We start from the raw sequence: 24,036 nt of genomic DNA, 5'->3' as shown, positions 1-24,036 counted from the left end.
GCGAAGCGAATTTTTCAGACGCTTCACGAAATTGGTTTCTACGAAGGAGAAGCCAATGCACAATACCACGATAGTGGTATATAAGTGCGCCCTTGATCTTATCTTCGGGATCATTCTATCACTTTCCATATTCTAGGACAAGTGTTACAATTAGGAAAAATATCCATAAGGGGTGCTCGTGTTGGTAAAACAGAATACGAAAGAACAAATATTAGGTATTGAAGAGCAAATCAAAAGATTGAAGGAAAAACAGAAAAGGATATTAAACAACACTCAAAGGGAAATTGGGAAATATCTTATGGATTCATGGGAAGTGGAAGATGTGAATGAAGCAAAGGAATTAATTGATTCCTTTAATCATCAAGTGAAATCATTAAGTGAAGCCTCTTCTTCAAAAGAGGATGATGAGGAAGAGAAGAATTTTCCACAAAATCCACCTAAAGGGTAATTCATATGCCTAATGAAGAACTACAAAAAATGAAGGACAGAATAAAGGTTCTGGAGCAAAAGAAGAGGGTTTTAGAACATAAAGTTTCAAACGAAGCCAGAAAAGAACGAACGCGCAGACTGATTCAAAAAGGAGCACTTTTGGAAAAGTACTTAGAAGAAGAAAGTATGTCCCTCAAGGACACTGAAAACTTACTAAAGGTATTAGCTAATTTTAAAAATAAAAATAAAGAATATGTAATTCGACAGATAAAAAGTTTAGATGAGGAAGTCCATTAAAAATAATAAGATAAAGCCATTCTTGAACGCCCCATAAATTAACCACACATACACAGTTTCGCTATTTTCTTCCTTTCAATTTTCATGATAGAGGTATCATTTTTTATCCTTTTAGTTTTTTTACACTTAGTATGAATTATTTAGTTCTTATCAGTAATGGTATTATTACGTCTTTAAAATAATTAATTATCATGAATGAACAAACCAAAATTTGATCAAGTACACTGAACATGATGATAGATTGTTTGCCTTTTTACATCGATTTTAGGTGGTAATTCTTGATAAGAATATGCAGCTCTACTTAACCTTTTATTCTCTTTGTCTCCTAATATCTTCTGGTTTTCAGAACGTTCTATGGTGCCGATAGCCCAAAATGTGACTAAATGAAGCAGTTTTAGGGTTAACCTTACAGGTAGTGGTTATCAATAGTTATTAATGCCGAGGCAAACGTACTTTTGTTTGAAAAAGGTGATCCCTTCTGGCTATTCAAAATCTAGACTTGGCCTTATCTTACTTACTCGATCCAACGGTGAAGTAGTAAAACAAACAGACGAATTTTCTTTCTTTTTTAACTATCCCTCTTTATTGAAAGTTCCATGGCTTCAAATAACAAAATAAACTAAACCACACCAAACTAGACTAACCTAGATTAGACTAGTTTGGTTTTTTTTAAAAACCAGACCAGACTAATCCAAATTAATTATTCCTTGATCAACCTCAGAATTTTTGCACTAAACCATATTTGACCAAATGGCATTTTAACCAGCAGACGTCCATATACTATTTAAAAAGGAGGAAGGAAAATGGTGTATAGACCTACCGTAAGATACCCGGACGTTTATAAAAATTATATAGATAATGTGTATAAAGCGACCGATCTAGACCGTAATCAAATTATCCGTTTGGCCTTATTTGTTGCCGCACATTCAAACGAGTATAAAAGTATCCTTCAAAAACATAAAATTGCTGACGTCCCTCTCCCCTGCCCGGATTGGGGGCGGGATGAAGATGGTTGCTGGACAGATCAAAACTATACTACAAAACAGAATCAAGCCCCATACAAACTCACTGAACAGGGTGGAATTAAGATTATTTTAGGCTAATTATTTCTTTTTAGATTCATTTGTGCTCTTTACGTAATGTAGCGTGGATGCCTTATTAGCAAGCTTTTCAGCCAGTTCTTTTGAAATATCTTTACTCATTTCGTATCACCTCACTTAAAAAAAGCCTTGCCACAATCCCTAGCAAATATACCTCCCTCCACTCTTGGCATAGCGTAACGATGTAACCAACTGACCAACCAACCCAAAGAAAAAGACGATTCTGAAAGGGGAAAACCAAATGGGAAAGGTTAAACATTTGAATCCGGTTCTCTCTTCTTCTAATAAAAAAACGATTGAACCACAAAAAAGAAAAGTTCGTTCGGATAAGCTTCACGACATAAAAATCCCCGTGGACGAACCCATGGACATGATATTAAGACGGGAATCCCGACGATACTGGAATGGCTCCAAAACAGCCTTTGGCACGGAAATACTGTTTTTTGGTCTTGAACAGGTGCTCGTATACCCTGACGTCACCTATACAGACCAGCCTTACACGGTTCATTGCAAAGTAGATCATGAAACGTATCAAAAGATAGGCGATTATGCGGCCGTTTGGAAATGTAGCGTTCGAAAAGCAGCTCATCGGATTTTTATAGAAGCATACAAAAAAAGACAACTAGGGGGCGTAACCGATGGGGAAATATAGCCAAGCCAATCTTATAGATGAAGAACTATCTTTAATCGGATCAACAAACTTTATCGGAAAGTTACTCCATAAAGTAAATAAATCTTCAACCATCTTACTGAGTATAGACGTCCCCTTGAATCTATTTCTAAGAGCAGAAGTTTTCTGTGAAGATATTCAAGACCTATCAGACCTGCATTTCGAACAAAACGACTTGATGAATCTTTTATATAATGACTTTTTACTGTTTGCGAAAAAGAATCCAGACTCAAATGCCATATTCCGATTGCTCACCTCATTGGATAAGTATGCTGGTAAAGATTCAAGACTTGAAAAGTATGGGGAATCTGCTTTTAAATTAATCCATAAAGAAAAGAACCAAGAAATAAAAACGTTGAATTTACGCATGAGAAGGAAATACGCCTTACGTGGAGAGATTTTGCTTGCCGATATGGAGGAAGTTCAGCCAGAACATGGCTACACACTAGAAAAGGTATTTGAGCTTCTTTATATAGACTTTATTGATAAATTTCGAAAAGGTGATCATGCGGGTGTCATAGAAAATATCCTGCGCCTGCTTGATGATGAAACCGAATAGAATATACGAAAGGCTAGGGAAAACATTTGAAGGGGAAAGTCCATTAATCTCAAGTAAATTTCAAAATATGAACCTATGCATTCACAATGCAATTTGCATAGGTAATGAACTTGTATAAGTTTCTCCAAGTTCATTACCTATGCTTTTCGGTTATCAACTATCGCTCCCCTTCGTTAACAAACAACTTCTCTTCTATTGCATACCATCAACGGACTATTCACCCTACAATATTTTCACCAATAATTACTCCAAAATAATCGAATTGGCTTACTAAACAGGGGGACAGATCCTATCCATTTTTAGTATTTGTAGCAACATTTGACCTGGCCGGTGGCTAGTTACTTTTTTCGGACTGTAACAATCACAGTTTGTGTCTGATATGTAACATTCGCCCTTTGAGGGAATATTATATTTCGAGCAAGGCAACTTAGTCACCAATAGCACTTCAACCAGCGATCCTTGCTCTCTCTTCATTTCAATCACAAAAATTTTAATGCCCTCAATCTTTTTTCCTTGTTCAAAACAATAAACGGTCTTTTGTTCATTCATCCACCCTTCAATATTTATGTCAGTGCAAATTAAGATGCATTTATCTTTAATTATTGAGATGATGCTCCGCATGATATGTTAGGAGAAATCTTCAAAAAAATAAGCACCGTTTAGATGCTTATTTTGCATTTAACCACTCTTTCATTTTTTCTAAGCTAACTGTATACGGACGTTTAATTAGATTCCTTTCATACCTGGACAAGGTACTATGGGAGATGCCCATTTCCTTAGCTGCCTCTAAAATGCTTAATCCCCGATCCGTTCTTTCCTTATTTATCGTTTCAGGAGAAACCTGCTTTTCTTCAACCATCTCCCTGGTTGCACCAGTCTCCCTGTCCGTCATACCTTTCAACATAGTTAGGAAATTCTCTGTGTCATAGTCCTGATCCTCAATCAATAATAAGTCCTGGTCATCTCCCATTCCCGTGATTTCAGTAGGTGGGATGATTTGTACACGTGCCTTCAACCAGGTGTTTGCGAACCAATTTCTCTCCTGCTCAATTTGCTTCTCAAGGTTTTTTTCCTTATAGCTCCACCCTTTAATGATTCCATCCTGCTGCAGGGTGTCCAATATTTCTTCAAATTGTTCTCTAATCCTTGAACCATATCGCGGATTCACGTCCAAATCCATGACTTTTAAAAGCCCTTTGTCTCCCCCAATATGATAAGCCCTGAGATAGTCTGCACTCTTCTGGCGAATCCTCCACTGCCAGGACAGGTACCTGGATAACCGTTTATGGTACTTTTGCTTAATTGGATGGTATTCTAGAGTCTTTAATGCAAGCCGCCCACTGCTCCTTTGGGAACCGTATAAGAAGTTTGCAAGCAATTCCCCTGGACGAATGCTGCATTCATAAATACCAATCGGGTTATCCCCCCGATAGGCTACCGTCACGCTATCCACCAAAAACAAGGGATTAAACTGGACTTGTCCAATTTCTTCAAAATCTCCCTGATCCTCATTGATGAACCTCAAATTCTCTTTTTCAATTCTTATCCATATCGTTGTGAGAGCGGCCAACCTTTTCATGATATCGTCACGTTCTTTTTTTCGATAAGACATTTGATAGCCGTCTAAATCTTCTTTCCGACCTTGCAATCTCCTTAGATTCAAAGCATCATCCGTATGGAAATGAATCATTTGGTCCTTATGAGTAGCCTGTTGCATCCAAAGAATCGAGACAATATCAAAAATATCTGCGGTTAAGTCATCCATCGACGTGATGGCTTGAGAGGTGAGATTTTTCCATTGTTCGATGGCTACATTAGATTTCATCATCAGATAATCATTTTCTGCCCTCACTTGAGCCGTCGCTTCTAAAGCCCTCTCCGCAATCCTTGCAGTAGGAATATCAGTCGCAATGTCGAATTCATTTTTACTGATGGTCTCCCTTAATTTATGAAATAATAAGGCCGAACCGGACTCGGCAAAATTTTGATTCAACAAGGCATTTATCACTTCCCTGTTGTTAGACTTTGGGGAATGTGCTGAATTCTCTTCTCCTATAATCTGTATGTATGGAAGGACAAAATTTCTAATTTCTTCTATGTAATCGTCAACCCATTGTTCCATATCCTCGAATTTCAATCCATAATCTTTCACCAAGCTATCCAAAATCACAAAAAATGCTTTTAATGTTTGGCTAGGCTGGTAATCATCTTGACCTGACATAAGATGGTTGATATCCATATTCCATTCGACAAAGAGTTGAGGAAAATCTGGAAAAATCGTTTTCATGACATTCAAAAATTTCGTTTGCAGGGGTTGTAACATTATTCTTTAACCCGCCCTTCTTTTGTCGACTCTATGTCCTCAAATGAGTACTGTTGGATGTAATCTTGAAAAACAACAGTTTCCAAAATACCCAAATCGTGAAGGAAGCTAACGGACTCAAAAGAAAGGAACTGAACGATCGGATTTTTTTCTAGGATGGCATTTTTCAACTGTTGGATGTCCTTTTCCTGATAAAGGATATAATTTCCCATCTGTTCTTTGATATCGTTAGGGGAATAGATAGTATCTTTGAAGGGTTGATTATGCATACATTCATAGACCATCTCATCTTTTATATAATAAGTCCTGACACCAAAATCTTTCCCAACCTTATAAAATTCGATTTGTTTTCGAAACCATATGGGGCCACTGTATAATTGGACCACTGGCTTAGGAAGCACGCCACGCAGCTGATAGGTGGAAACCTTTCTCCGATCCCATCCGAGAATTTCCCCCACCTCTTTAACTCCTACTAAAAAATCCATATATGTTCCTCTTCTAATCTAGTAATATGGTAATTATGAGTGAGCATTGTTGCTTTTGTCAACACACGGTTTAAACGTGCAACTTTTTTTATTTTGACGTTTGCTTTCACAATGTGCACATCACACTTCTTCTCAGTTCACATGCGATATTTTCCCTTTTAACTTGCAAAGCGCATCTGTTCACCAAAGGGGGATGAATGTTCCCCCTTGTTGCAAGTAGAACGAAAAACACGCAAAGACAATCGATCCAGGGCGTTCTGAGAACTGAGTTTTTTATGTTGCACTAGCATCCGTAATAAAAAAGTTTGGTACCCCTTGACCTATTGGCTGCCTCCTTGGCTTCCTGCCGGCTGGAAGCCAAGGAGGCTTGCGCTGTTTTACGATTCGGGAGGCAAATGGGAAAAATAAAACAAAAAAGCAGCCGGATGGCTACTCTCCATGAAATTGCAACTTATCTTTTATTTGACGTTTCCTCTCACAATGTGCACAAGACTTTTAATATAAATCTTCTTTTAAATATAGGTTCTTTACCAAAAGCCTTGCATAAAGTAATCTCCTTCTGGTCAAATAAACAGGGAAATGACGTTTCCTTTCACACGTTTTTGTGCAAGTTTTACGCTTTTAGTTCGATTATAAATGGCTTTTTTCATTAGATTGTTGATATACCAGTGGTTATCTCAACCCACTTAATGATTAAAGAATGACGGTTCCTTTCACAATGTGCACACCATTGTATAGGATTGCAACTTTTCCTTCATTGGACGTTTGCTCTCACAATGTGCACAAAGATAAGGGTATGCAAGTTTATCTTCCAATAACAACATCCCATAAGCTCGATGCCTTCTTGCACATATCACTCATCCATAATAAGCTGTGCAACTTTTTTCTAGTTTGACGTTTCCTTTCACAATGTGCACAACTCCCTGTTTTTGATCTGGGATTTTTTAAAACATTATGACCAACCAACCTTTTACACCCCTAAATCACCAACAAAGTTTCAGCAAAAATTAGGGGCCCACACAAAATAGTGCCTAAATTTATCTCTTTTTGTTCTAAAATGAAGAAAAATGACGTTTGCTCTCACACAAACTTGCACACATTTCTGTGCAAGTTTTTTAATTCTTGCCCATTTATGGGTGGACTATTTTATGAAAACATTGATATATCAACGTTTATCCTAATTTGCTTATCCATCAATTCATGACGGTTCCTTTCACAATATGCACAAAACGTGTGAAAAAATGACGGTTCCTTTCACACAAAAAATTTTAGAGTTTTTTTCAATCCCTTGCCCCCCAAGGGATGAGCACACATTGTGCAACTTTGAAAATCCCTTAATAAAGGACACCATTTCCTGTTTTTCCATTCTGCTATAATTCAAACTAGAAAAATAGACGAGAGGAGGGCCTAAAATGAAAGAATCCAGAATAAGAATCGATGGTTTTAGAATGCATCACGCCATCTTAAAAGAATTCCATTTTCTTCGTGATCAGTCATTTGAGCGCCCTCCTGCCTCTGCCTATGTCGTATATATGACCATGTTAAACCAATTACAAGTAGAACAAAACCAACGTGGCATGCTTAAGGAATATAATCTTTCTTACTGGGCAAAGAAACTTGGAATCTCTTATTCTACCCTTTGGGGAGGAAAAAAGTTTTTAGAAGATCATCATTTTGTAAAAGAGGAAATCCACGAAGGGTTACCTGTTATCATGTTAAAAGATGTTGATAAGTATAATACACCTGAACTTAATGGTGTATCTCTCAACTACCTAATCATACCGCACGCCCTTTTTGAAACGAATATTTTAGCAGAATTCGTACGTACCTCGAACCCGGAAGGTATCGAACTTCTATTATCCTTACTTAACCAGTTCCGGACTGGTCTGTCTTTCAGCAAGACAGGTGAAATGGAGAAAATAAATCAAGAACGGACAATGAAGACACTTAAACTTCAACTAAACAAAAATGCAAAAGGGGTTCGTAAAACTTTAAGCGTTTTAGAAGCTCTTTTTTCCATCGAATTCACAGGGATAGAGATTCGTGGCAAGCAAATATGGATAAAAAAAGCCTCCTTTTCCTTGAAGCCGGAATGTGTCGAAGAAAACACGGATGAATTCAATGTCAACTCACTCATGGCGAAACTATCAAAAGAGCTCACCTACTTCTTTGATGGACATCAAATTAAATTTAAACCAAGAGACCAAATCGATGTCATGATTTCCTTTAAGCAGGAAGTAATGAATAAACTGAACTATCTTATGGATGAGGACGATGAAAGCTTTACCATACGTGATCGATTCATGAAGACCTTCTTTTTACAAACAATAGATCAGATAGGAATTCATATACATACAGAAAAACAACGAAAAGGTTCTTTCCATTTCTACTCGATTGGCGCCTTTTTCAGAATGGCCTTTAGAAAGTATCTCCCTGGGGCCTTAAAAAAGATTCCTTATGAATTAATCCATGAAGCCAAAATCAGAGAGTACACCAAAACCGGCCAAGCACCAGAGCTACACGGTGTAATTTAATAGCTTAACCCAGCCTTGTGAAAAAATAAGACATTCACAGGGCTATTCGAATATACTTAAAAAAAATATTGAAGTATTCCCTTAAAACAAAGGTCTTTCCTTCCCTCTTCTGTCACGAATTCTGGCAGAATTTTCGAGAAGGATTATTTTTTTAGGCTTAATAGATTCCGAATGTAGTCTTGTGAAATAGTGGATATTAAAAATACCCTCCTGTGAATATGTAAATAGTTAAAAAAAAGCCCTGTGTATATGTGACTTCATTTACATTCTATATGTGGGAAAGTGGAAACTCTGTTAAAACAACTCTTAGAAATGGCTAGAACCCTTGTCCCTCAAGGGATATACCTAACAATAGAAAAATGCCTATTACTTCTGTTTCTTTTATTAAATCTGTTTTCTCTTATTAAATATGCCTTTTTATTAAATTTGTTTATTTACGAAATTAATCACTTCAAACAGAATTTAAAATATTAGATTATTAAGAATAATGTACTCGCTCTAAAACAATGAGCCTTTCAACAATTACATATTGAAAACTAATGAAAAGATTAATCAACCAACCATATTAGTTAGATTAAGGTTCATTTATTATAAATTTTGAACAATCACGAGAAGAAACCTTCAATTAGTTGGGTAAGCTTAAAACGGCAACTATGAAAATTTAGCACAAGTGAAATGAGCAGCATTCTATATCACCTTTCAGGAAATCGCTTTTCACCAAAAATTCTGCAAGTAATACCTTAAAAAAGAAAATACTTTGTAAAAAAAAATTAGACCACCCAAGACGGTGGCCTAAACTTATATCCTTTTCCTGCATTCAACATTTTTAATTAAGGGGCAAGGCCCCTTTTACTTGCTATAAAGCTCTAGAGAGCTCATTGAGAAGCTTATTGATCTTCATAAAGCAAAAGGACACTCTTATTCCTAATTTGAATCTACAAAATGAAATGTTAAATATCCATCTTCCAGAAAGCGTACTACATATAAAAGTTTGGGGGGTGCCAATTTTCCACCTTATCCCATAGACCCAAAATAAATAAAAAAGAACCATTAATCTTCCATAGTTTGTTCTAATACTTCCCTTTCATTTGTTAGAAGTGCTGTTTCAGATTTTAACCTTTTTTCTAAAGCAAGTGATTCTTCTTCCATTTGATTAATCTTCTGCCTTATTGTATTAATTTCTTCAATAAGTTCCACTTCTATATGGTCAGCTTTGATATCCCTTTCATCGACTAGTATGTCAGATTCTATATTCAGAGTATCTTCAGTACTTTTTTTTGCAAAGAAAGAGAAAAAGCCTGTATTTTTCTTTTGCTCCAAACTTTTTCGTAACACATTCGCTGCTTGTCGATCCATTTTGCGATTTAACCGATGATTTTTAATCTTTTCTTCTATAACTTCAATTTGTCTTTGTCTATCAGCTATTCCAGTTCTCCTTCTCAGCAACTCCACTTCAATTAGATTGATTGTGTTTTGTAGCGTGAAGGTTCTCATCATTACATTCTGCCTTCTATCAAATTCCGAGAATAATTGATCTAAGGTATCCTCATTATATTTACTTCCTTTTGCTTTTCCGCCATTTTGTTGAGGAATCGACTTTAGCGATAACTTAACTTGTATATCGGAAATCGTTTCTCCCCTCTCAATTGACAGTAAAGTCATATGGATTTTAAAAACAGTGAGAAATGGCAATCGCTTCTTTCTACCTTCTACATAAATCTCTAAGTATCCCTCTAGCATCCTAACGTAATACCTTAACGTCGAATTAGCGATATTAAAGATCTTATCGGAACAATCGGTGGTTGAATACATGGCATTCGAATCCAACTCTAGTATATCTTCTTTAAATAGTTTGGCACTGTATTCCTTATCAAGTACCAACGAAGTGAATAAAGCATCGTCACGAAGTGCTTCTATAATGAAATCCTTATTTGCCTGAACTCTGTTTGTCACGATAACCCTCCTCTTAACGCTAGTTTAACTATAGCTTATTTTTATCTACCTATCGCTAAGCGTCAATTTATCTTTATCTATAGTTTAACTACTAGATAAAGACTAATCAACTAGGATTGTTTGCTTTACTAGAAATAATGAACGAATCCGACCGAATTTAATCTAGTCTAGATTAATCTTTTAATACAATAATAACCAATGACCAATCTAGTCTAATCTAGTTTGGATTTTTAATGAGTTTCTTCTACATTTCGTGCGTTAAATGATCGATGACATAAATTTAGCGGTAGAATGCAACAATATGAAATGATTAGCGTTAATTTGTACTCCTTACCGGACTAATCTAATCTAGTTTAGTATGGTTTATATGAAGTAATTCTCCTGAAACCGCCAACGTTAAATGACCGATAACGTTAATATGACGATAAGTAGCGATAAATTGCGATTAACTTTCTCGTGATTAAAGGCGATAAAAGAACGATAACGTCAAATTACCGTCAAATATATAGTTGAAACGAACCGACTGGTCACAAAGGTGTGTGTTAAGTGACGGGGTAGCGCTAATTTAACGATATTAAATCAGCGCTGAATTATCGTTAACGTCAATTTATCGCTAGTTTTTCATTGACTTTAACAGTTAGTCTCTATATATTGGATAGTAAGTAGACTAAACTAGATTAGTCCGAAGGAGGAAGACCATGACAAAACTTGATTTTTTATTTAAAGAGGATTATTTAATTGCTGGAGTGGATAGCGGAAACATTTCTAATAAAATTACGTATATCGATCAAAATGGAAATGTTGTTTCATTAAATATCGCGAGTATTATCGGGGAAAACGCGGAAACGACTGCCGAAGATATGCCAGATGAAAGCGCAGATAAATCTTTTCCTGATGATATGATTCTTCATTTACATATTAAAAGTAAAGCCTTACCAAAGAATCGAACAAATGCTTATTATACAGTAGGGGAATATGCTCAAATTTCAACGAATGACAAAAATAATTTAAGAGAAACCAGCAGTGATGCAAGAGATAAATTAGGGAATGAAATCCATGTTGTAACAACTTTAGCGGGATTAGCCTTAGCTGCTTGGAAATCGGGTAAGACCAATAAGGTAGATGTTCCATTGAGTTTTGGGCTTCCAATAGAAGAGGCCAAACAGGCGTCTTCGGAAAAAATCAACTTATATATGGGTGAGCATGAAATTACAGCAATAAAAGGGCCTTATAAAGGCAAAACCATAACTATTAACATTACGGATGTTCAGCTTAATGTGGAAGGCGTAACGAGCTACTTAGCATTGGCCTTTGATTTAGTGGATGGGGAAGTGGTGGAAACTGAATTTTCAACACAAATCCATGATGAGTTTGCCATAGCTGATTTGGGAGCTGGAACATTGGATTTAGCTCTTTATGATGAAAATGGTTTAAATTCAACTAAATCTACAAACCATCTGATAGGTACAAATAAATATATTGATTTAATCATGAAAGAAGCAGCTGAACTAAAGGAATTCGACAGCATAAGGGCTCGCTTTGAAAGGGTGAATAAAACTCCTAAGATCTCGTTTACACGTGAAGAATTCATGAGGAAGTTCATCAAGCCGGAAATCGATAAAATGGTTAAAAAACCTAAATATTCTCCTGTCTTTAAAGCGACATGGCAGTCCAAAACAGCAGATATCACCAAGATTGTAGAAAAATATACAAAACAATATGCCGAAGAAGTGAAAGATAAAGTCATCCGGTATTTTGTTGATACAAACGTTGGGCAAATGATTATCGTCGGGGGAGGGCTTCTCTTCGCTTATCAATACCTAGCGGAACTTAAAGATGAAGATTGTTTATTTCCTCCGAATATCGATCAAGCCAGTTTCTTTACAAGTAAGGCATATCTCTTGAAAAATATTATTGCTGAAATTGAAAAGCAATCTATTGAAGCATAAAAATTCAAGAGTAGGAGCAGCATCTTCTTTTAGTTGTGATACAAGGTGGTGGTAACGTTGTCCAATAGAAAAATCACTCCAGGTAGGGGAATTCAATATACCCCAAAAACCTCGATAAAATGGGCTAATGAATTTAATGAGTTGGTAGACAGCTTTAAAAGCAGAAATGAACTTATTAGCGCGCTTATTGAAGATGGATTAAAGGTTAGGAATGGATCTTATAAAGAACAAGGTATTTACCTTCCACTAGACACCTTTGCGAATGATCAATTAGCACTTTTGAAAACGGAGGAAGGGCAAAGGATTCTTTATAATATCGTTTCTTTAATTGTAGGGAATCCCGAAGGGACGGCGCTTGCCCAGCAAATGGTGCAGCCGGTATCCCAGAAAAGTAAGCCAGCTTCCTCACCAATCGTTCCATCTGAAGCGCCTGTGAATCATGAAGAAGATGCTAAGGAAGGTAAGGGTCAATCAAACGAAGCCCTTTCTAAACTATTGAAGTTGGGAAAGATGACTAATTTAAAGGGATAAAACACTTTTAAAAATAGAGCTCAGATATATGTAAGAGGCTGATTCAAAAGGTCGTTGAATAACGACTAATTTGAATCAGTCTCTTTCCATTTGATTTTACACCCAAATCAAATGGAAAGAGCCCTTTTTAACTGAAAATTTTTTATATAGGGGGTTCCATCGAGTGGCTGGGTCTTTATACAAAGTTCTCAAAGCAGGACGTACATTTTATATTCAAAGGTTTTGTCAAAATTTGTATTACAGTAGCATTGGAAAATGCAAGCGTTTTCTTTTATAATAAAAACAAGCGATGTTATCTTGGCGTAGGCAGGGCCAATACTACATTTATAAGAATGATGATTCATTAAAAAATTACTATTTCTAAACAGAAAATGCAATGAACTTCAAATTGGTGTGTGCTTAAGGTTCTGGATGATATTAAAGATAAAGTAAAGGGGAGGAATAGATGGAAGAAGAAATTAAAACCCCATTTGTCAATTTTATTCAGGAAGATCGATTTGAACTAAACTCCTACCTTAATTATTTATTTAACCAATTTAATGAATATATTTCAAAGCATATGGACGACGTTGAGATGAGCGAACAATAACGATATAACAACAAAAATACGCGGCTGTATTATTCCTTGAGAATAATACAGCCGCGTATTTTGTTTTCTTTCTTCTTAAATAAAGGTTTTTACCGTTATGATTTTAAAGATATTAATTGAAATTTCAGAATCTAGCAGTTGATCTAGCCAGAAAAGAATAGATCAAGGATTAGTAAAAAGGATAATAACAAGACTAAAGTCTCTTGAATGCCAGCCAGAAAAGAATAGATCAAGGATTAGTAAAAAGGATAATAACAAGACTAAAGTCTCTTGAATGCCAACCAGAAAAGTTAGGGTTATATGACTATGAATCCCATCAAATGGTTCATTTTTTGTAGTTTTTTGGTTGATTTTATCAATAAAAGGAATATCGCTGGTAAAATACAAGCAAGAGAAGCGTCAAAGGAATTGCAATAGCATCCTTTTTCCTTCTACGCTAAGTTGTTTCAAATCATTTCGACCCAGGAAGGAGATGATCTTGTTATGAGAAATGATTCGATTGAAAGATCGGTCAACGATTCCATGCTTACGACTGCTGATTCTATTCTACAAATGATTGAACAGTCTAAACAAAAAAATTTAGATAAGACAAGTCTCATGAATCAGGAAAAGAAGAGTTTGAAACAAGACTCCACTTCTTGGTCAATCGAAGAGAAGACAGAGGCTGAGTATGAGCTATATTACGCCATGATAAAGGAACATCACCCTCAGTTATTTGAAATAAAAGGGAATTATATTGAAGCATTCCCAGTCGATAAGGAAAAAAGTGTTTTTTTCATCCTGAAGGATAAAGATGCGTACTTCGGGGTCTATAAACAAGAATCTAAGGAAGCGCACATCGTCACACCAGTATTTCCAACCAAAGAGGATTTGCTTCAAAAAACACTCGGAACCTCCCAATTTGAAAAGTTTAGAATGCACTCATTCTTCATTGTGGATGATGGAAAAGCATTCTCCCTCCATGACAATAAACAACTTCGGCTAAATTTAGCAAAATCTTATAAAACCCTAACAACTTATGAAAATATCGAACAAGCACGCACCTTTGTTGTAAAAGAGAAACTTAAAAATGATCCTAAACTTAAAAAACAATCTCTTCGTAGGGCTTTAGAAGAGCACTTTATTCCTTCAGATCTTTTAGGAAAGACCGTTACGATCCAAAATATTTCAAATGATGGTCAAGGGACCAGGCTATCACTAGTAGAGAATCAAAAAGAACGAGACGTCTGGTTGCCTGACATTGCAGAAAAATGGATGGAAAGAGTAAGAGATAACCCCGGAATGAAAGTAATGTTTGATGAAGTTATCATGGATAGTCGTTCTATTGCAGAAGGTTTCCTTGCCTTTTATGGCATGGAAATAAATAAAGAAAGCCAAGCGAAACAACATGATTTTGAGGTGATTTCAAATCAAGTTGGCTCGTATATTGGGAAATTGAGTGGCAATGGCAAAGTGAAAAAAGTTTCCCCTTACTTCTCTGAGAAAGAGGCCGAGAAACAGTTGGGAAATTTAAATAATCACATTCAACTAGAAAAGCGGAAAGAAAGACAGGTAAAAGAGGTGGAAACCGATATTCAATTCAAAGAAATTAGGGAAAACGACTAAGGAGGAAACATATGACTTCGTTAAAAAAATTACAAATCTTACTGATGTTTGCTGCAATTCTTTTACTTTTACATATCGCCCCAGAGCAAGCATCTGCAGCAGCCAATGTATCAGCAAAAATCAAAGAGGGACTGAAACAAGTTCAAACATTGTTAACGGGGCTTGTTGTTACCGTCGGCATCTGCGTCTCCATCTGGATCATCATTAAAAAATTACCAGGCGTGGATGATCCGCATACCAAAAATGAAATGTTTCGTGGCGTAGGAATGGCTTTGGCAGGGGTAGGCTTAGCAGCCGCAATCGTATGGCTTGTTCCGTGGATGTACGCGTTATTCGCTTAATTGAGGTGAACTAGATGACGGAAAAAGAAGAGCTTAGAGAGGCTCTCAAAGAGTTACTTGGAGAAAAAGACAGTCGCAAGGGGAAAACGTTTTTTTTCCCTGATAATGTCGATCGATCATATAACATTGTTAAAGGCTTATCATTAATGAATTTCTTTAGATTTATATTACCGGCGGTCGTTATTTCCGCCATTATCTTGTTCATTCCCCCTTATTCATTGGGATTTATGATGGTTAAATTGTTCTTTATGGCCCTTTTGCTGTTAGCCTCCTTAACCTTTGCTGTTTTACGGCCCATATCTTCTCGACCGAATATTACATATAGTAGCTATTTAAAACGAATTTATCATTACAACAATAGACAGAAGATGTTCTTTATGAAATCGAATAAAAGGGATGATTTCCGTGGTTAATCATAATAAGAAAATGGATAGGGAAGAATTTGACTATGAAGTAGAAACTCTTATAAAAAAAGGAAAATCGACAATTCAAGACATAAGTATTATAGAAGGGATATACAAAGACTATGTCCTTTTGAAAAATGGATATCTGTCGTCCATTCTCCAAGTGAGTGGTATCAACCTAGATTTATTGGCGGAGTATGAACAGAATCGTTTATTTGAAGATTACGGTTCATTCTTAATGAGTCAAGTCCATGATCAATTACAAACCATCTCGATGACGGTTCCAGTGGATTTCCGTTCCTATAACTTAGGTTGGAAAAAACGCTATTTGCATGAACTCGAGAATATGGATAACTCAGGTAATAAATACAAGCGAACCCTTATCACATCCTACATCGATCACTTCCAAGGGATAAGGATGAAAGATGAAATGTCGACAAAACAACATTTTGTTGTCATTAGGGAGAAAATGTATAAACGTACGTTCCAAGATTTAGAACGTGCTGAAACCATTTTAACAAAAAAGGTGGAGGAATTGACAAACTCCCTGCGATCCACTTTTGAATCGTACGATATAACGATTAGAAAATTGTCCGAGAAAAATACGTTAACGTTGCTATACAGATCCTTTGATTTTGAAATGTCAAAACTATACGGATAACCGGTTCGGAAAGGAGCAAGTCAAATGCCTTTTTCTTTAGCTACTTTATTTTCTTTATTAAAACGTGAAAATAAGCAGGACGAACAGGTGAAACAAAGTCCCGAAGACATACATGGGATGTTAGAGACCGAAGAACTTAATTCCATTTATCCTTTTGTCTGGAAGGAAAATAAGAATTATATCGAAAGTGGTGGCAACTTTATTAAGGTGCTGGCTGTCGTTGCTTATCCTAAAGAACAAAAAGGGAACTGGCTATCGGATCTGAAGCGGTTAAAAGGAAACATATCCTTTGTCCAGTACCTAGAACCGTCCAATTCAGAAGGCATGATTAGCTATTACAATGACTCTATTAAAAATAAAGATGCGGAACTATTAAAAACAAGAGATCCAGCCACTCGCATCAGGTTGCAATCCGAACTGGAAAGCGCAAAATATCAATTAAATCAGGTATTATCAAACCGTTCTACCTTTATGTATCTGTATACATACATCTTCATACAAGCTGCATCCTTAGAAGATTTGAAGACCTTAGAAGACAATGTCCAGAGGATTTTAACAAAACTAAGGATGAAAGCTCTAAACCCTCATTACGCAACACCGATGGCATTCTGGTCGGCTCTGCCTTTAGGGGATAATCAATTAAAGGATTATACCTATCAGATGTGCAACAGTGAAGCGGCCTCTTCTTTCTTTCCGTTCGATGATTCAGAGATTTGCTATTTATCCCCGACGGCTCAGGTGGAAGGGATCAATAAGACAACCAATTCATTGGTTGCGATAGACTATTTGGATACACAACGTACATTAAATCAAAACATGGTGGTCATTGGGACATCAGGTGTCGGGAAGTCTACCTTTATGGTTCAAAAGATTCTTCGCTGCTACGCTATGGGAATCAAGATATATATCATTGATCCAGAAAATGAGTACTCCCATATTGTTAAAATCCTTGGAGGTGAAGTCGTTCATCTCAGTAGTAATAGTTCGACGAAAATCAACCCCTTGGAGATATTCTCCACAGAAATTACGGACACCGAAGATTTTAATGATGATTCGGAATTCATAAGGGACCTTGTTAAACAAAAGGTTCAACGTCTTAAGGCCTTTTTCAAAGTTTTAAAAGCAGACTTATCCCAAGTTGAATCTAGTATTTTAGATAAGGCATTGATCAACCTTTACAAGCGTTTTTCCATTAATGAAAACAGCAATTTTACAAGTTTAATGGCAACGGACTTCCCAATTCTAGAGGACTTTTATGAGGATTTAGGTACATTGAAGGAAAATGATTTAGAACGCTATGAAAAAATCCAGGATTTTTATTTTATCCTGGAAAGTTATGTTCATGGATCTAACTCGTTATTTAATGGGCATACGAACGTGAATATCAATAATTCGCTATTCTCTTTTAATCTAAAATCCCTACAAAATGAGGTGGATGTGCAGGCTGCTTGTTACTTTAATATCTTTGGTTTCCTATGGGATGAAGTGACGAAAACAAAAGAGGAATTGGTGTACCTATTTATTGATGAATTCCACTTCTTATCAAAGAACCCGGATTCGATGAGATTCTTTTATCAAGCTTATAAACGGTTTAGAAAGTATAATGCCGGCGCTATCGCAGGCACGCAACAAATTATCGATGTACTGGATACCGAGGATAACCTAGGGGCAGCTATGATTGAAAATAGTCACACAAAAATATTTTTTGGACTGGACAATAAGGGTGTGGAAGATGTGGTTAAAAAAATTAATCTATCATTCTCTGATGAAGAGATTTCCTTATTACGAGCGAAACGTCAGGGAGAAGCATTAATTGTTTACGGGTCTCAACGTGCATTTATTCGGGTTGAGCTCACGCAAGAAGAGCTACGTCTTTGGAATAAAAAACGGTACTTTGAAAAATATGGTTTAGATCCTGATGAAATCCCTGATTATGAGGGAAGGAATGAAATGACTCCCATTGAAAAAGAAGAAGTTCGAAATTTTGTTCTGTAAAGGGGGAGACAACAGTGAAAATCCAATTATTTGAACTCGGAACGTTATTCATCCATAAAAATAGGCACTATCGTTTAGAAATTGCGACAAATAAGGTGTTGGCTGAACGGGTAGAGGACCTTACAGAACTTCAGGAAGAACATAATTATTTCTTTACACTGAAAGATATAAAAAAAGAAAATGATCGCTTGATTCTTGGTTATGAAATGGAGGAAGGTTACCAACCTTTACAAATAGCAAAATCATATTCAACCGTATTACGGCTTGCTTTATTAAATCAGTTGCTAGAATTGGATCCTTTACACAATTTTAATGGCAAAGTGCTGATCCATCCAAGAAACATTTTCTTTAAAGATACGAAAAAACTAAAGTTTCTATACAGAAGCAATCAATGGTTGCCCTTTGAAGCCCATATTGAAAAACTAGAACAATACAAAATTCTAACCCTATCTATGTTTTCCCGTTTTTCCTATGAAAAGTATAAACGGGAAAAAGAAAATCTGCTTAAAAAGGAAAAAGATGAATTTTTCTTCCGGATTGAAAATGCTGGCTCCGTTGAGGATTTGAAAGAGCTGATTGCGAGTAAACTTCAGGAGGAGGAAACGCTGCATTTTTTCGGATTAGAAGCGGAAAAACAAAAAATCAAAAAGGAAAAGAGGATCCTGACAGGAATTTCTATCGGAATCTCTGCAGCAGTCTTTACTTTGGCTCTTTTTCTTCAACAAATGGCAGTCAAGGAAGCTGAAACGGTTTATGCAACAGAACTTGAAAAAGCTGAACAAAAATCAACATTTTATAAACTATTAAGTGAAGACAAATATGATGATGCCCTTTCCTTATTGAAGAAAACGGGTGGTTCAAAAAAAGAGTTTGCGAATCTTTACTTTGATAAAGGTGAATATCAAAAGGCAATAGATGCAGACGATAATCTGATAAAGCCTAGTGTGGAAGCCTTATATAAAGCGAATAAAAAGGAAGAAATACTAGGATTAGAAGCCGAAAGTGACTATCTGGACATCGAAAAGAAAATAGTAAGCTATGATTACAGTGTTTTGTTATCGATGCAGGCTTTTACAAAGGATGAGGACCAACAACTTCGTATCGGACAAGCCTTTGCGGAGCACGGAGATCTTACAGATGCCAACGATCTCAATAAGAGGTTAAAAAACAAAGAATTAGCGGTTACGATCAGAAAAAGGGAATTGCAAAACCAAGTGGCTCAATTAGAACAACAAATAAAGAATCTCAAGAAAAAGAAAGACGGGAAATCAAAAGATATTAAGGAACAGCTTGATCCAAAGAATAGGGAGCTCACAACATATAAAACGGAACTTGATAAACTTGATAAGAAATTGGGTTTTAATTAAGTGTCTGCAACAGTTGCTGTAAAGGGAACCGTTTTTGTCGTCCGGTACTGGAAGGAAATTACGATAGGCGTCGTATTCTCCTTAATATTAATGGCGGGCTTATTACTCGGAACTCAATCTCAAGAGGAGCCAAAGGGATATATTAACTCGCCATATGGAACGGCTAATGTTCCACCTCATATTGAACAATGGAAGGGCCTGCTTCAAGAATATACGACGAAGTACGGAATACCGGAATACACAGATTTTCTACTGGCCCTCATGTATCAGGAATTAGGATACTCACAAACCTTGGATATTATGCAAAGTTCTGAATCTGTCGGGTTACCGCCAAACGCCATTCAAAACCCGGTAATGTCCGTAAATTTAGGGGTTCAACATTTTAAATCGGTATTAGAAGATGGACAAAAGAACGGAGTGGATTTTCCAGCTATTGTTCAGTCATACAATTTCGGTTCTGGTTACCTGAGTTTTATTTCTTCAAACGGAAAAAAACATTCAGTTGAATTAGCCCAACAATTCTCCTTGGCACAAACTAAAAAACAAGGATGGAGTTGTTCGGATTGGAGGGCACCTTACTGCTATGGAGACTATACGTATGTGGAGAAAGTGATGGGAAACCTAACGCCGACGGGAATTGCTGTCGGGAGTGAAGATGTTTCCCCATTGGGGGAACAAGCATTTAATGCGATTATCACAGAAGCGAATAAATATGTAGGCTGGCCATATATATGGGGAGGTTCAGATCCCCATAGAGGATTTGATTGTTCGGGATTTACACAATGGATATTTGCTAAGGTGGGGATAAAGCTACCACGAACTGCTCAAGAACAATATGATGTGTCGTCGAAAATCCCGCCTTCTGAAGCAAGACCAGGTGATTTTATCTATTTTACTGGAACTTATGAGACCAACAAATATATCACACATGTCGGGATTTACATGGGAGATGGCAAAATGTTTGATTCTAACGGTTCGGGTATTGGAATCCATGACATACATTCGCCTTACTGGAAATCTCATATAGTTGGTTTTGGTAGAGTGTCCCATTAGGAGGAAAACACCATGAATAAATTTTTCGCTACGTTGTTAGGACTATCCCTCCTAGCGAATATGATTTTAGGATTTATGTATGTTGGTCAAAAGGCCATGATGACTCAAGCAGAAGATCAAAATATCGAAACCAAAAAACAGATGGTTCAGTTGAAAAGTAAAGTGAATGCAAAAGACAAGGAACTGAATACCTTTCAACGGAATGCAGCCTATTATGAAATTGAACATAGTGAAGAGGTTAAAAGCTTTGTAGAAAACACTTTTAGAGGACTATTTAATTACGATAACAAAAATTATGCTTCACGTTTGGATCAGGTCAAAGATCGGTTAGCAGAGTCCGTTATTTCAAAATTGAAAGCTTCAGGAGAAATGGGCAGTATGGAAATTGAATTCAAAAATGAAGTGAAGTCTTTACATGTTTATCTAAGCGCTGTTGAAAAAGAACAAGCAAAAGCGCTTGTAAAGATGGAAACACAATACTCGGTAGGTGGCAGTGCATTCCCCAGGAAAAATCAACTGTATGAGGTCACGATCGCTATAGATGGAGAGAAAAGACTCGTTGATAAATTAGAGTTAATGGGGTCCTTCGAACCTTTTGAAGAGAACTGAGTGTATCGAATGTTTGCCTGATTTACAGAGATTGAAAGTAATCAAAAAGGAGTGGATCCTTTTGAAAGTGATGGGAATACGCCTGTTGTTAATGGCCTTTTTATTAGCCATATTTGAACTGATTGTGATCAACATAGCGGGTATCCTTCCGTTTCTTGCGGCACATCAAGCCAACATATCCGGTGCCCCGTTAATGGCCTTTGTCATTGAAAATCTCATGAACCCTATTGGAACATCCACCAGCATGATTGAAAAGAAGAATCCACTTTTCTTCATGGGTAGTGCAGCGGTGATCGTATTAGCCGTCTTTATGGTCTTTTTTACGAATGGCGGCAAGGGTAAATATGAATTAGCGGATAAATACGGTGTTCATGGTTCAAGTAGATTTGCTCAAAAGCACGAAATATTTACGCAGGGTGAGACGGTTGAGGTTTCAGCCAAACAGCTTATGCAGGATCTTGAAACAAGTATGCTAGATTCGAAAGGGGAGAAATGACGTGGCTTCCGATTATATGAAAAATAATGGGATCATAGCAGGCGTTTTAAACCATTCAGTGATTGTGCAACCAACGGATTCAAATCTTCCAAACCGAAACCACTTTGTAGTCGGGGGCCCTGGTTCATCCAAAACTCAAGGGTATGTTGTGCCGAATGTGTTACATGAAAAAGAATGTTCCTTAGTGGTAACGGATCCCAAAGGCGAGGTCTATGAACTAACTTCCGAAGTCAAACGGAGACAAGGCTATGAAGTCCATGTGGTGAATTTTTCAGAAATGGGATACTCAGATCGATATAATCCCTTCGATTACGTTAGAGAGGAAATACAGGCTTCCACGGTAGCGAATGCCATTATAGCTTCTAAAAATGACCCGAAACGAAAAGATTTTTGGTACAATGCCCAATTTAGTTTGTTAAAAGCACTTATCTTATACGCCATTCATGAATTACCACCCGAACTACGTAATATGACAGGTTTGTTAGATTTCTTACAGGAATTTGACCCAGAAGCAAGTAAAGACGGAGCAAGTGAGCTAGATGGACAGTTTTTAAGAATGGACAAATCACATCCAGCTAGAAGGGCGTATGAGTTAGGATTTAAAAAATCCCAAGAAAAAACGCGAGCGAATATTATTATTTCTTTACTTACGACGATAGGGGACTTTACTTCAAGTTCGGTCTCTCGATTTACAAGCTTTTCCGACTTCTTTTTAGGCGATGTGGGAAAAAGGAAAATGGCTTTATATGTGATTATTCCCGTCATGGATTCAACATGGGAAGGGGTGATTAATTTATTTTTCAACCAAATGTTTCAGGAGTTATATAAAGTAGGGGCTCAAAACAGAGCAAAACTGCCTCAACCAGTGATTTTTATTTTAGATGAATTTCCGAACTTAGGGAAGTTTCCCGACTATGAAAAATTCTTGGCAACCTGCAGGGGCTACGGCATTGGAGTACTGACCATCGTTCAAAGCATCACCCAATTGCAAGAGAAGTATGGCCGGGAACAAGCAGAATCCATTTTAGGAAACTGTGGAACAAAAATCTGTTTAGGGAATATCAATGAAACGACCGCTAAATACTTTTCAGAGTTAATGGGGAAAACCACCGCAAAAATGGAAACTGGTTCAATTTCAAAATCAAAAGGACAATCATCCAGTTCGTCTTCTTCCTCAAGCTATTCTTATTCAGCACGCAACTTGATGAATGTTGATGAAATTTTAACGATGCATAAAGATGAAGCTATCGTAATCATCACTGGAAAACACCCAATAAGGGTTAAAAAAGCCTACCAATATGTCCTGTTTCCAAATGTAACGAGCTCATTACGTATAAGCCAATTAAATTATCAGAATAAACCATCACAAGAAGTGTTGGATTGGCTAAAAGGGAAAAGAGAGGAATATAACGAGTATTTTAGATCAACGGAACGGCAAGAAACATTAAAAAAAGCAGAGGTTGAAATGTATGAGAACCAGGTGTTAAAAGCTGAAAATGAGGCTGAAAGACAAGAAGAACTGGCCATGAGCTTCTTTTCTCAAACTAATATCACTTCAAGTACCAATCCATCAAAAGAAGGGGGATCTTAAGATGAAAAAAGTAACGTTGTTTATACCAACATTCATTTTACTTCTATTACTCGCTGCTTGTAATGGAGGCGGTGAAAGCTTTGATCCGAATGTTGAGCAAGAAAAGGCGACAGAAGTGATAAACAGTATGTTAACTTCATTTGAGGATCAAGAGAAGGTGGCTGAAGCAAAAACAAGTGATGAAGCAAATGTAACCGCTTGGAAGAAGATAAAAGAAAAAAATATTGCTGCTCTCTCAAAAGATTTAGAAGCAGAGGATCAAAAGAGGTTACTTTATCTTTTGACGCTTAATAAAGCAGAAGATCTTAGTAATGGAGAAACAAAATCTAATATATTATTTACACATAATACAGAAATTAAAGATGTTTCACTTGACCAAGAAAAGAGGATATTCACTTTTGATATAGAGCGCAGTGGATTTGATCACAAATTGATTACCTTAGATAAAGAGGAAGAGGTTTGGAAAATCGTAACCGTTCAGGATCCTGAATAAGA

23 protein-coding genes are annotated in these 24,036 nt (G+C 36.7%); 20 read left to right on the top strand and 3 right to left on the bottom strand.

From position 1 onward, the window contains the following. Positions 1-181 precede the first annotated feature (181 nt). From UP17_RS25770 to UP17_RS25750, 5 genes are all read left to right on the top strand, one after another. The gene (locus tag UP17_RS25770; RefSeq protein WP_061466459.1) at positions 182-448 is read left to right on the top strand and encodes a hypothetical protein; all 267 of its coding nucleotides are present in this window, start codon (positions 182-184) and stop codon (positions 446-448) included. 5 nt (positions 449-453) lie between these two features. Beyond that, positions 454-726 (top strand): DUF3847 domain-containing protein, encoded by a 273-nt coding sequence (locus tag UP17_RS25765; RefSeq protein WP_061466458.1) that lies wholly within the window; start codon positions 454-456, stop codon positions 724-726. Between the two features lie 803 nt (positions 727-1,529). Further along, positions 1,530-1,829 carry a hypothetical protein gene (locus UP17_RS25760; protein ID WP_061466457.1) on the top strand — a complete coding sequence of 100 codons (300 nt, stop codon included), beginning with the start codon at positions 1,530-1,532 and terminating at the stop codon, positions 1,827-1,829. Positions 1,830-2,067: 238 nt separating this feature from the next. Continuing rightward, positions 2,068-2,478, top strand: coding sequence for a hypothetical protein (locus UP17_RS25755; RefSeq protein WP_061466456.1), 411 nt, complete (start codon positions 2,068-2,070; stop codon positions 2,476-2,478). Then, positions 2,465-3,055, top strand: coding sequence for a hypothetical protein (locus tag UP17_RS25750; protein ID WP_061466455.1), 591 nt, complete (start codon positions 2,465-2,467; stop codon positions 3,053-3,055). The genes UP17_RS25755 and UP17_RS25750 overlap by 14 nt, the downstream gene beginning before the upstream one ends. Before the next feature lie 667 nt (positions 3,056-3,722). On the opposite strand, the gene UP17_RS25740 is transcribed toward UP17_RS25750, so the two are convergent. Then, positions 3,723-5,378, bottom strand: a complete 1,656-nt coding sequence (locus tag UP17_RS25740) for a helix-turn-helix domain-containing protein (RefSeq protein ID WP_061466453.1) — start codon at positions 5,376-5,378, stop codon at positions 3,723-3,725. Continuing rightward, a complete protein-coding gene (locus UP17_RS25735; protein WP_061466452.1) occupies positions 5,378-5,863 on the bottom strand; it encodes a hypothetical protein in 486 nt (161 codons plus the stop codon). Before UP17_RS25735 ends, UP17_RS25740 begins: the two co-directional genes overlap by 1 nt. 1,412 nt (positions 5,864-7,275) lie before the next feature. Here UP17_RS25735 and UP17_RS25725 point away from each other — a divergent pair. After that, entirely contained in the window at positions 7,276-8,397 is a 1,122-nt protein-coding gene (locus tag UP17_RS25725) for a hypothetical protein (RefSeq protein WP_061466450.1), read from the top strand. A gap of 1,050 nt (positions 8,398-9,447) precedes the next feature. Here the strand turns inward: UP17_RS25725 and UP17_RS25720 are convergent. After that, positions 9,448-10,350: a hypothetical protein gene (locus UP17_RS25720; RefSeq protein WP_061466449.1), complete on the bottom strand. Its 903-nt coding sequence runs from the start codon at positions 10,348-10,350 to the stop codon at positions 9,448-9,450. 698 nt (positions 10,351-11,048) lie between these two features. On the opposite strand from UP17_RS25720, the gene UP17_RS25715 reads away from it, so the two are divergent. The 14 genes from UP17_RS25715 (at position 11,049) to UP17_RS25655 (ending at position 24,034) form a co-directional block, all read left to right on the top strand. After that, positions 11,049-12,299: a ParM/StbA family protein gene (locus UP17_RS25715; protein WP_061466448.1), complete on the top strand. Its 1,251-nt coding sequence runs from the start codon at positions 11,049-11,051 to the stop codon at positions 12,297-12,299. A 57-nt stretch (positions 12,300-12,356) separates the two neighbouring features. Continuing rightward, positions 12,357-12,830 carry a hypothetical protein gene (locus UP17_RS25710; protein WP_061466447.1) on the top strand — a complete coding sequence of 158 codons (474 nt, stop codon included), beginning with the start codon at positions 12,357-12,359 and terminating at the stop codon, positions 12,828-12,830. Between the two features lie 445 nt (positions 12,831-13,275). After that, positions 13,276-13,419 (top strand): hypothetical protein, encoded by a 144-nt coding sequence (locus UP17_RS28445; RefSeq protein ID WP_167556018.1) that lies wholly within the window; start codon positions 13,276-13,278, stop codon positions 13,417-13,419. 483 nt (positions 13,420-13,902) lie between these two features. Further along, the gene (locus UP17_RS25705; protein WP_061466446.1) at positions 13,903-15,024 is read left to right on the top strand and encodes a hypothetical protein; all 1,122 of its coding nucleotides are present in this window, start codon (positions 13,903-13,905) and stop codon (positions 15,022-15,024) included. 11 nt (positions 15,025-15,035) lie between these two features. Further along, positions 15,036-15,365 carry a CagC family type IV secretion system protein gene (locus UP17_RS25700; protein WP_250211869.1) on the top strand — a complete coding sequence of 110 codons (330 nt, stop codon included), beginning with the start codon at positions 15,036-15,038 and terminating at the stop codon, positions 15,363-15,365. A gap of 14 nt (positions 15,366-15,379) precedes the next feature. Further along, positions 15,380-15,778, top strand: a complete 399-nt coding sequence (locus UP17_RS25695; protein ID WP_061466445.1) for a hypothetical protein — start codon at positions 15,380-15,382, stop codon at positions 15,776-15,778. Beyond that, positions 15,771-16,430 (top strand): TrsD/TraD family conjugative transfer protein, encoded by a 660-nt coding sequence (gene trsD, locus UP17_RS25690; protein WP_061466444.1) that lies wholly within the window; start codon positions 15,771-15,773, stop codon positions 16,428-16,430. Before UP17_RS25695 ends, trsD begins: the two co-directional genes overlap by 8 nt. A gap of 24 nt (positions 16,431-16,454) precedes the next feature. Then, the gene (locus tag UP17_RS25685) at positions 16,455-18,425 is read left to right on the top strand and encodes a VirB4 family type IV secretion system protein (protein WP_061466443.1); all 1,971 of its coding nucleotides are present in this window, start codon (positions 16,455-16,457) and stop codon (positions 18,423-18,425) included. 14 nt (positions 18,426-18,439) lie between these two features. Then, positions 18,440-19,792, top strand: a complete 1,353-nt coding sequence (locus UP17_RS25680) for a type VII secretion protein EssB/YukC (protein WP_061466442.1) — start codon at positions 18,440-18,442, stop codon at positions 19,790-19,792. After that, positions 19,793-20,845 (top strand): bifunctional lytic transglycosylase/C40 family peptidase, encoded by a 1,053-nt coding sequence (locus UP17_RS25675; RefSeq protein WP_061466441.1) that lies wholly within the window; start codon positions 19,793-19,795, stop codon positions 20,843-20,845. A 12-nt stretch (positions 20,846-20,857) separates the two neighbouring features. Next, the gene (locus UP17_RS25670; protein WP_061466440.1) at positions 20,858-21,454 is read left to right on the top strand and encodes a hypothetical protein; all 597 of its coding nucleotides are present in this window, start codon (positions 20,858-20,860) and stop codon (positions 21,452-21,454) included. Positions 21,455-21,515: 61 nt separating this feature from the next. Beyond that, positions 21,516-21,950 carry a hypothetical protein gene (locus UP17_RS25665; protein WP_061466439.1) on the top strand — a complete coding sequence of 145 codons (435 nt, stop codon included), beginning with the start codon at positions 21,516-21,518 and terminating at the stop codon, positions 21,948-21,950. A 16-nt stretch (positions 21,951-21,966) separates the two neighbouring features. After that, entirely contained in the window at positions 21,967-23,541 is a 1,575-nt protein-coding gene (locus UP17_RS25660) for a VirD4-like conjugal transfer protein, CD1115 family (RefSeq protein WP_061466509.1), read from the top strand. A gap of 1 nt (position 23,542) precedes the next feature. Then, entirely contained in the window at positions 23,543-24,034 is a 492-nt protein-coding gene (locus UP17_RS25655; RefSeq protein ID WP_061466438.1) for a hypothetical protein, read from the top strand. Positions 24,035-24,036: the final 2 nt, after the last annotated feature.

The organism is Peribacillus simplex (assembly GCF_001578185.1).
GTDB lineage: Bacteria > Bacillota > Bacilli > Bacillales > DSM-1321 > Peribacillus > Peribacillus simplex_A.
This window is presented reverse-complemented; position numbering and strand designations above follow the sequence as displayed.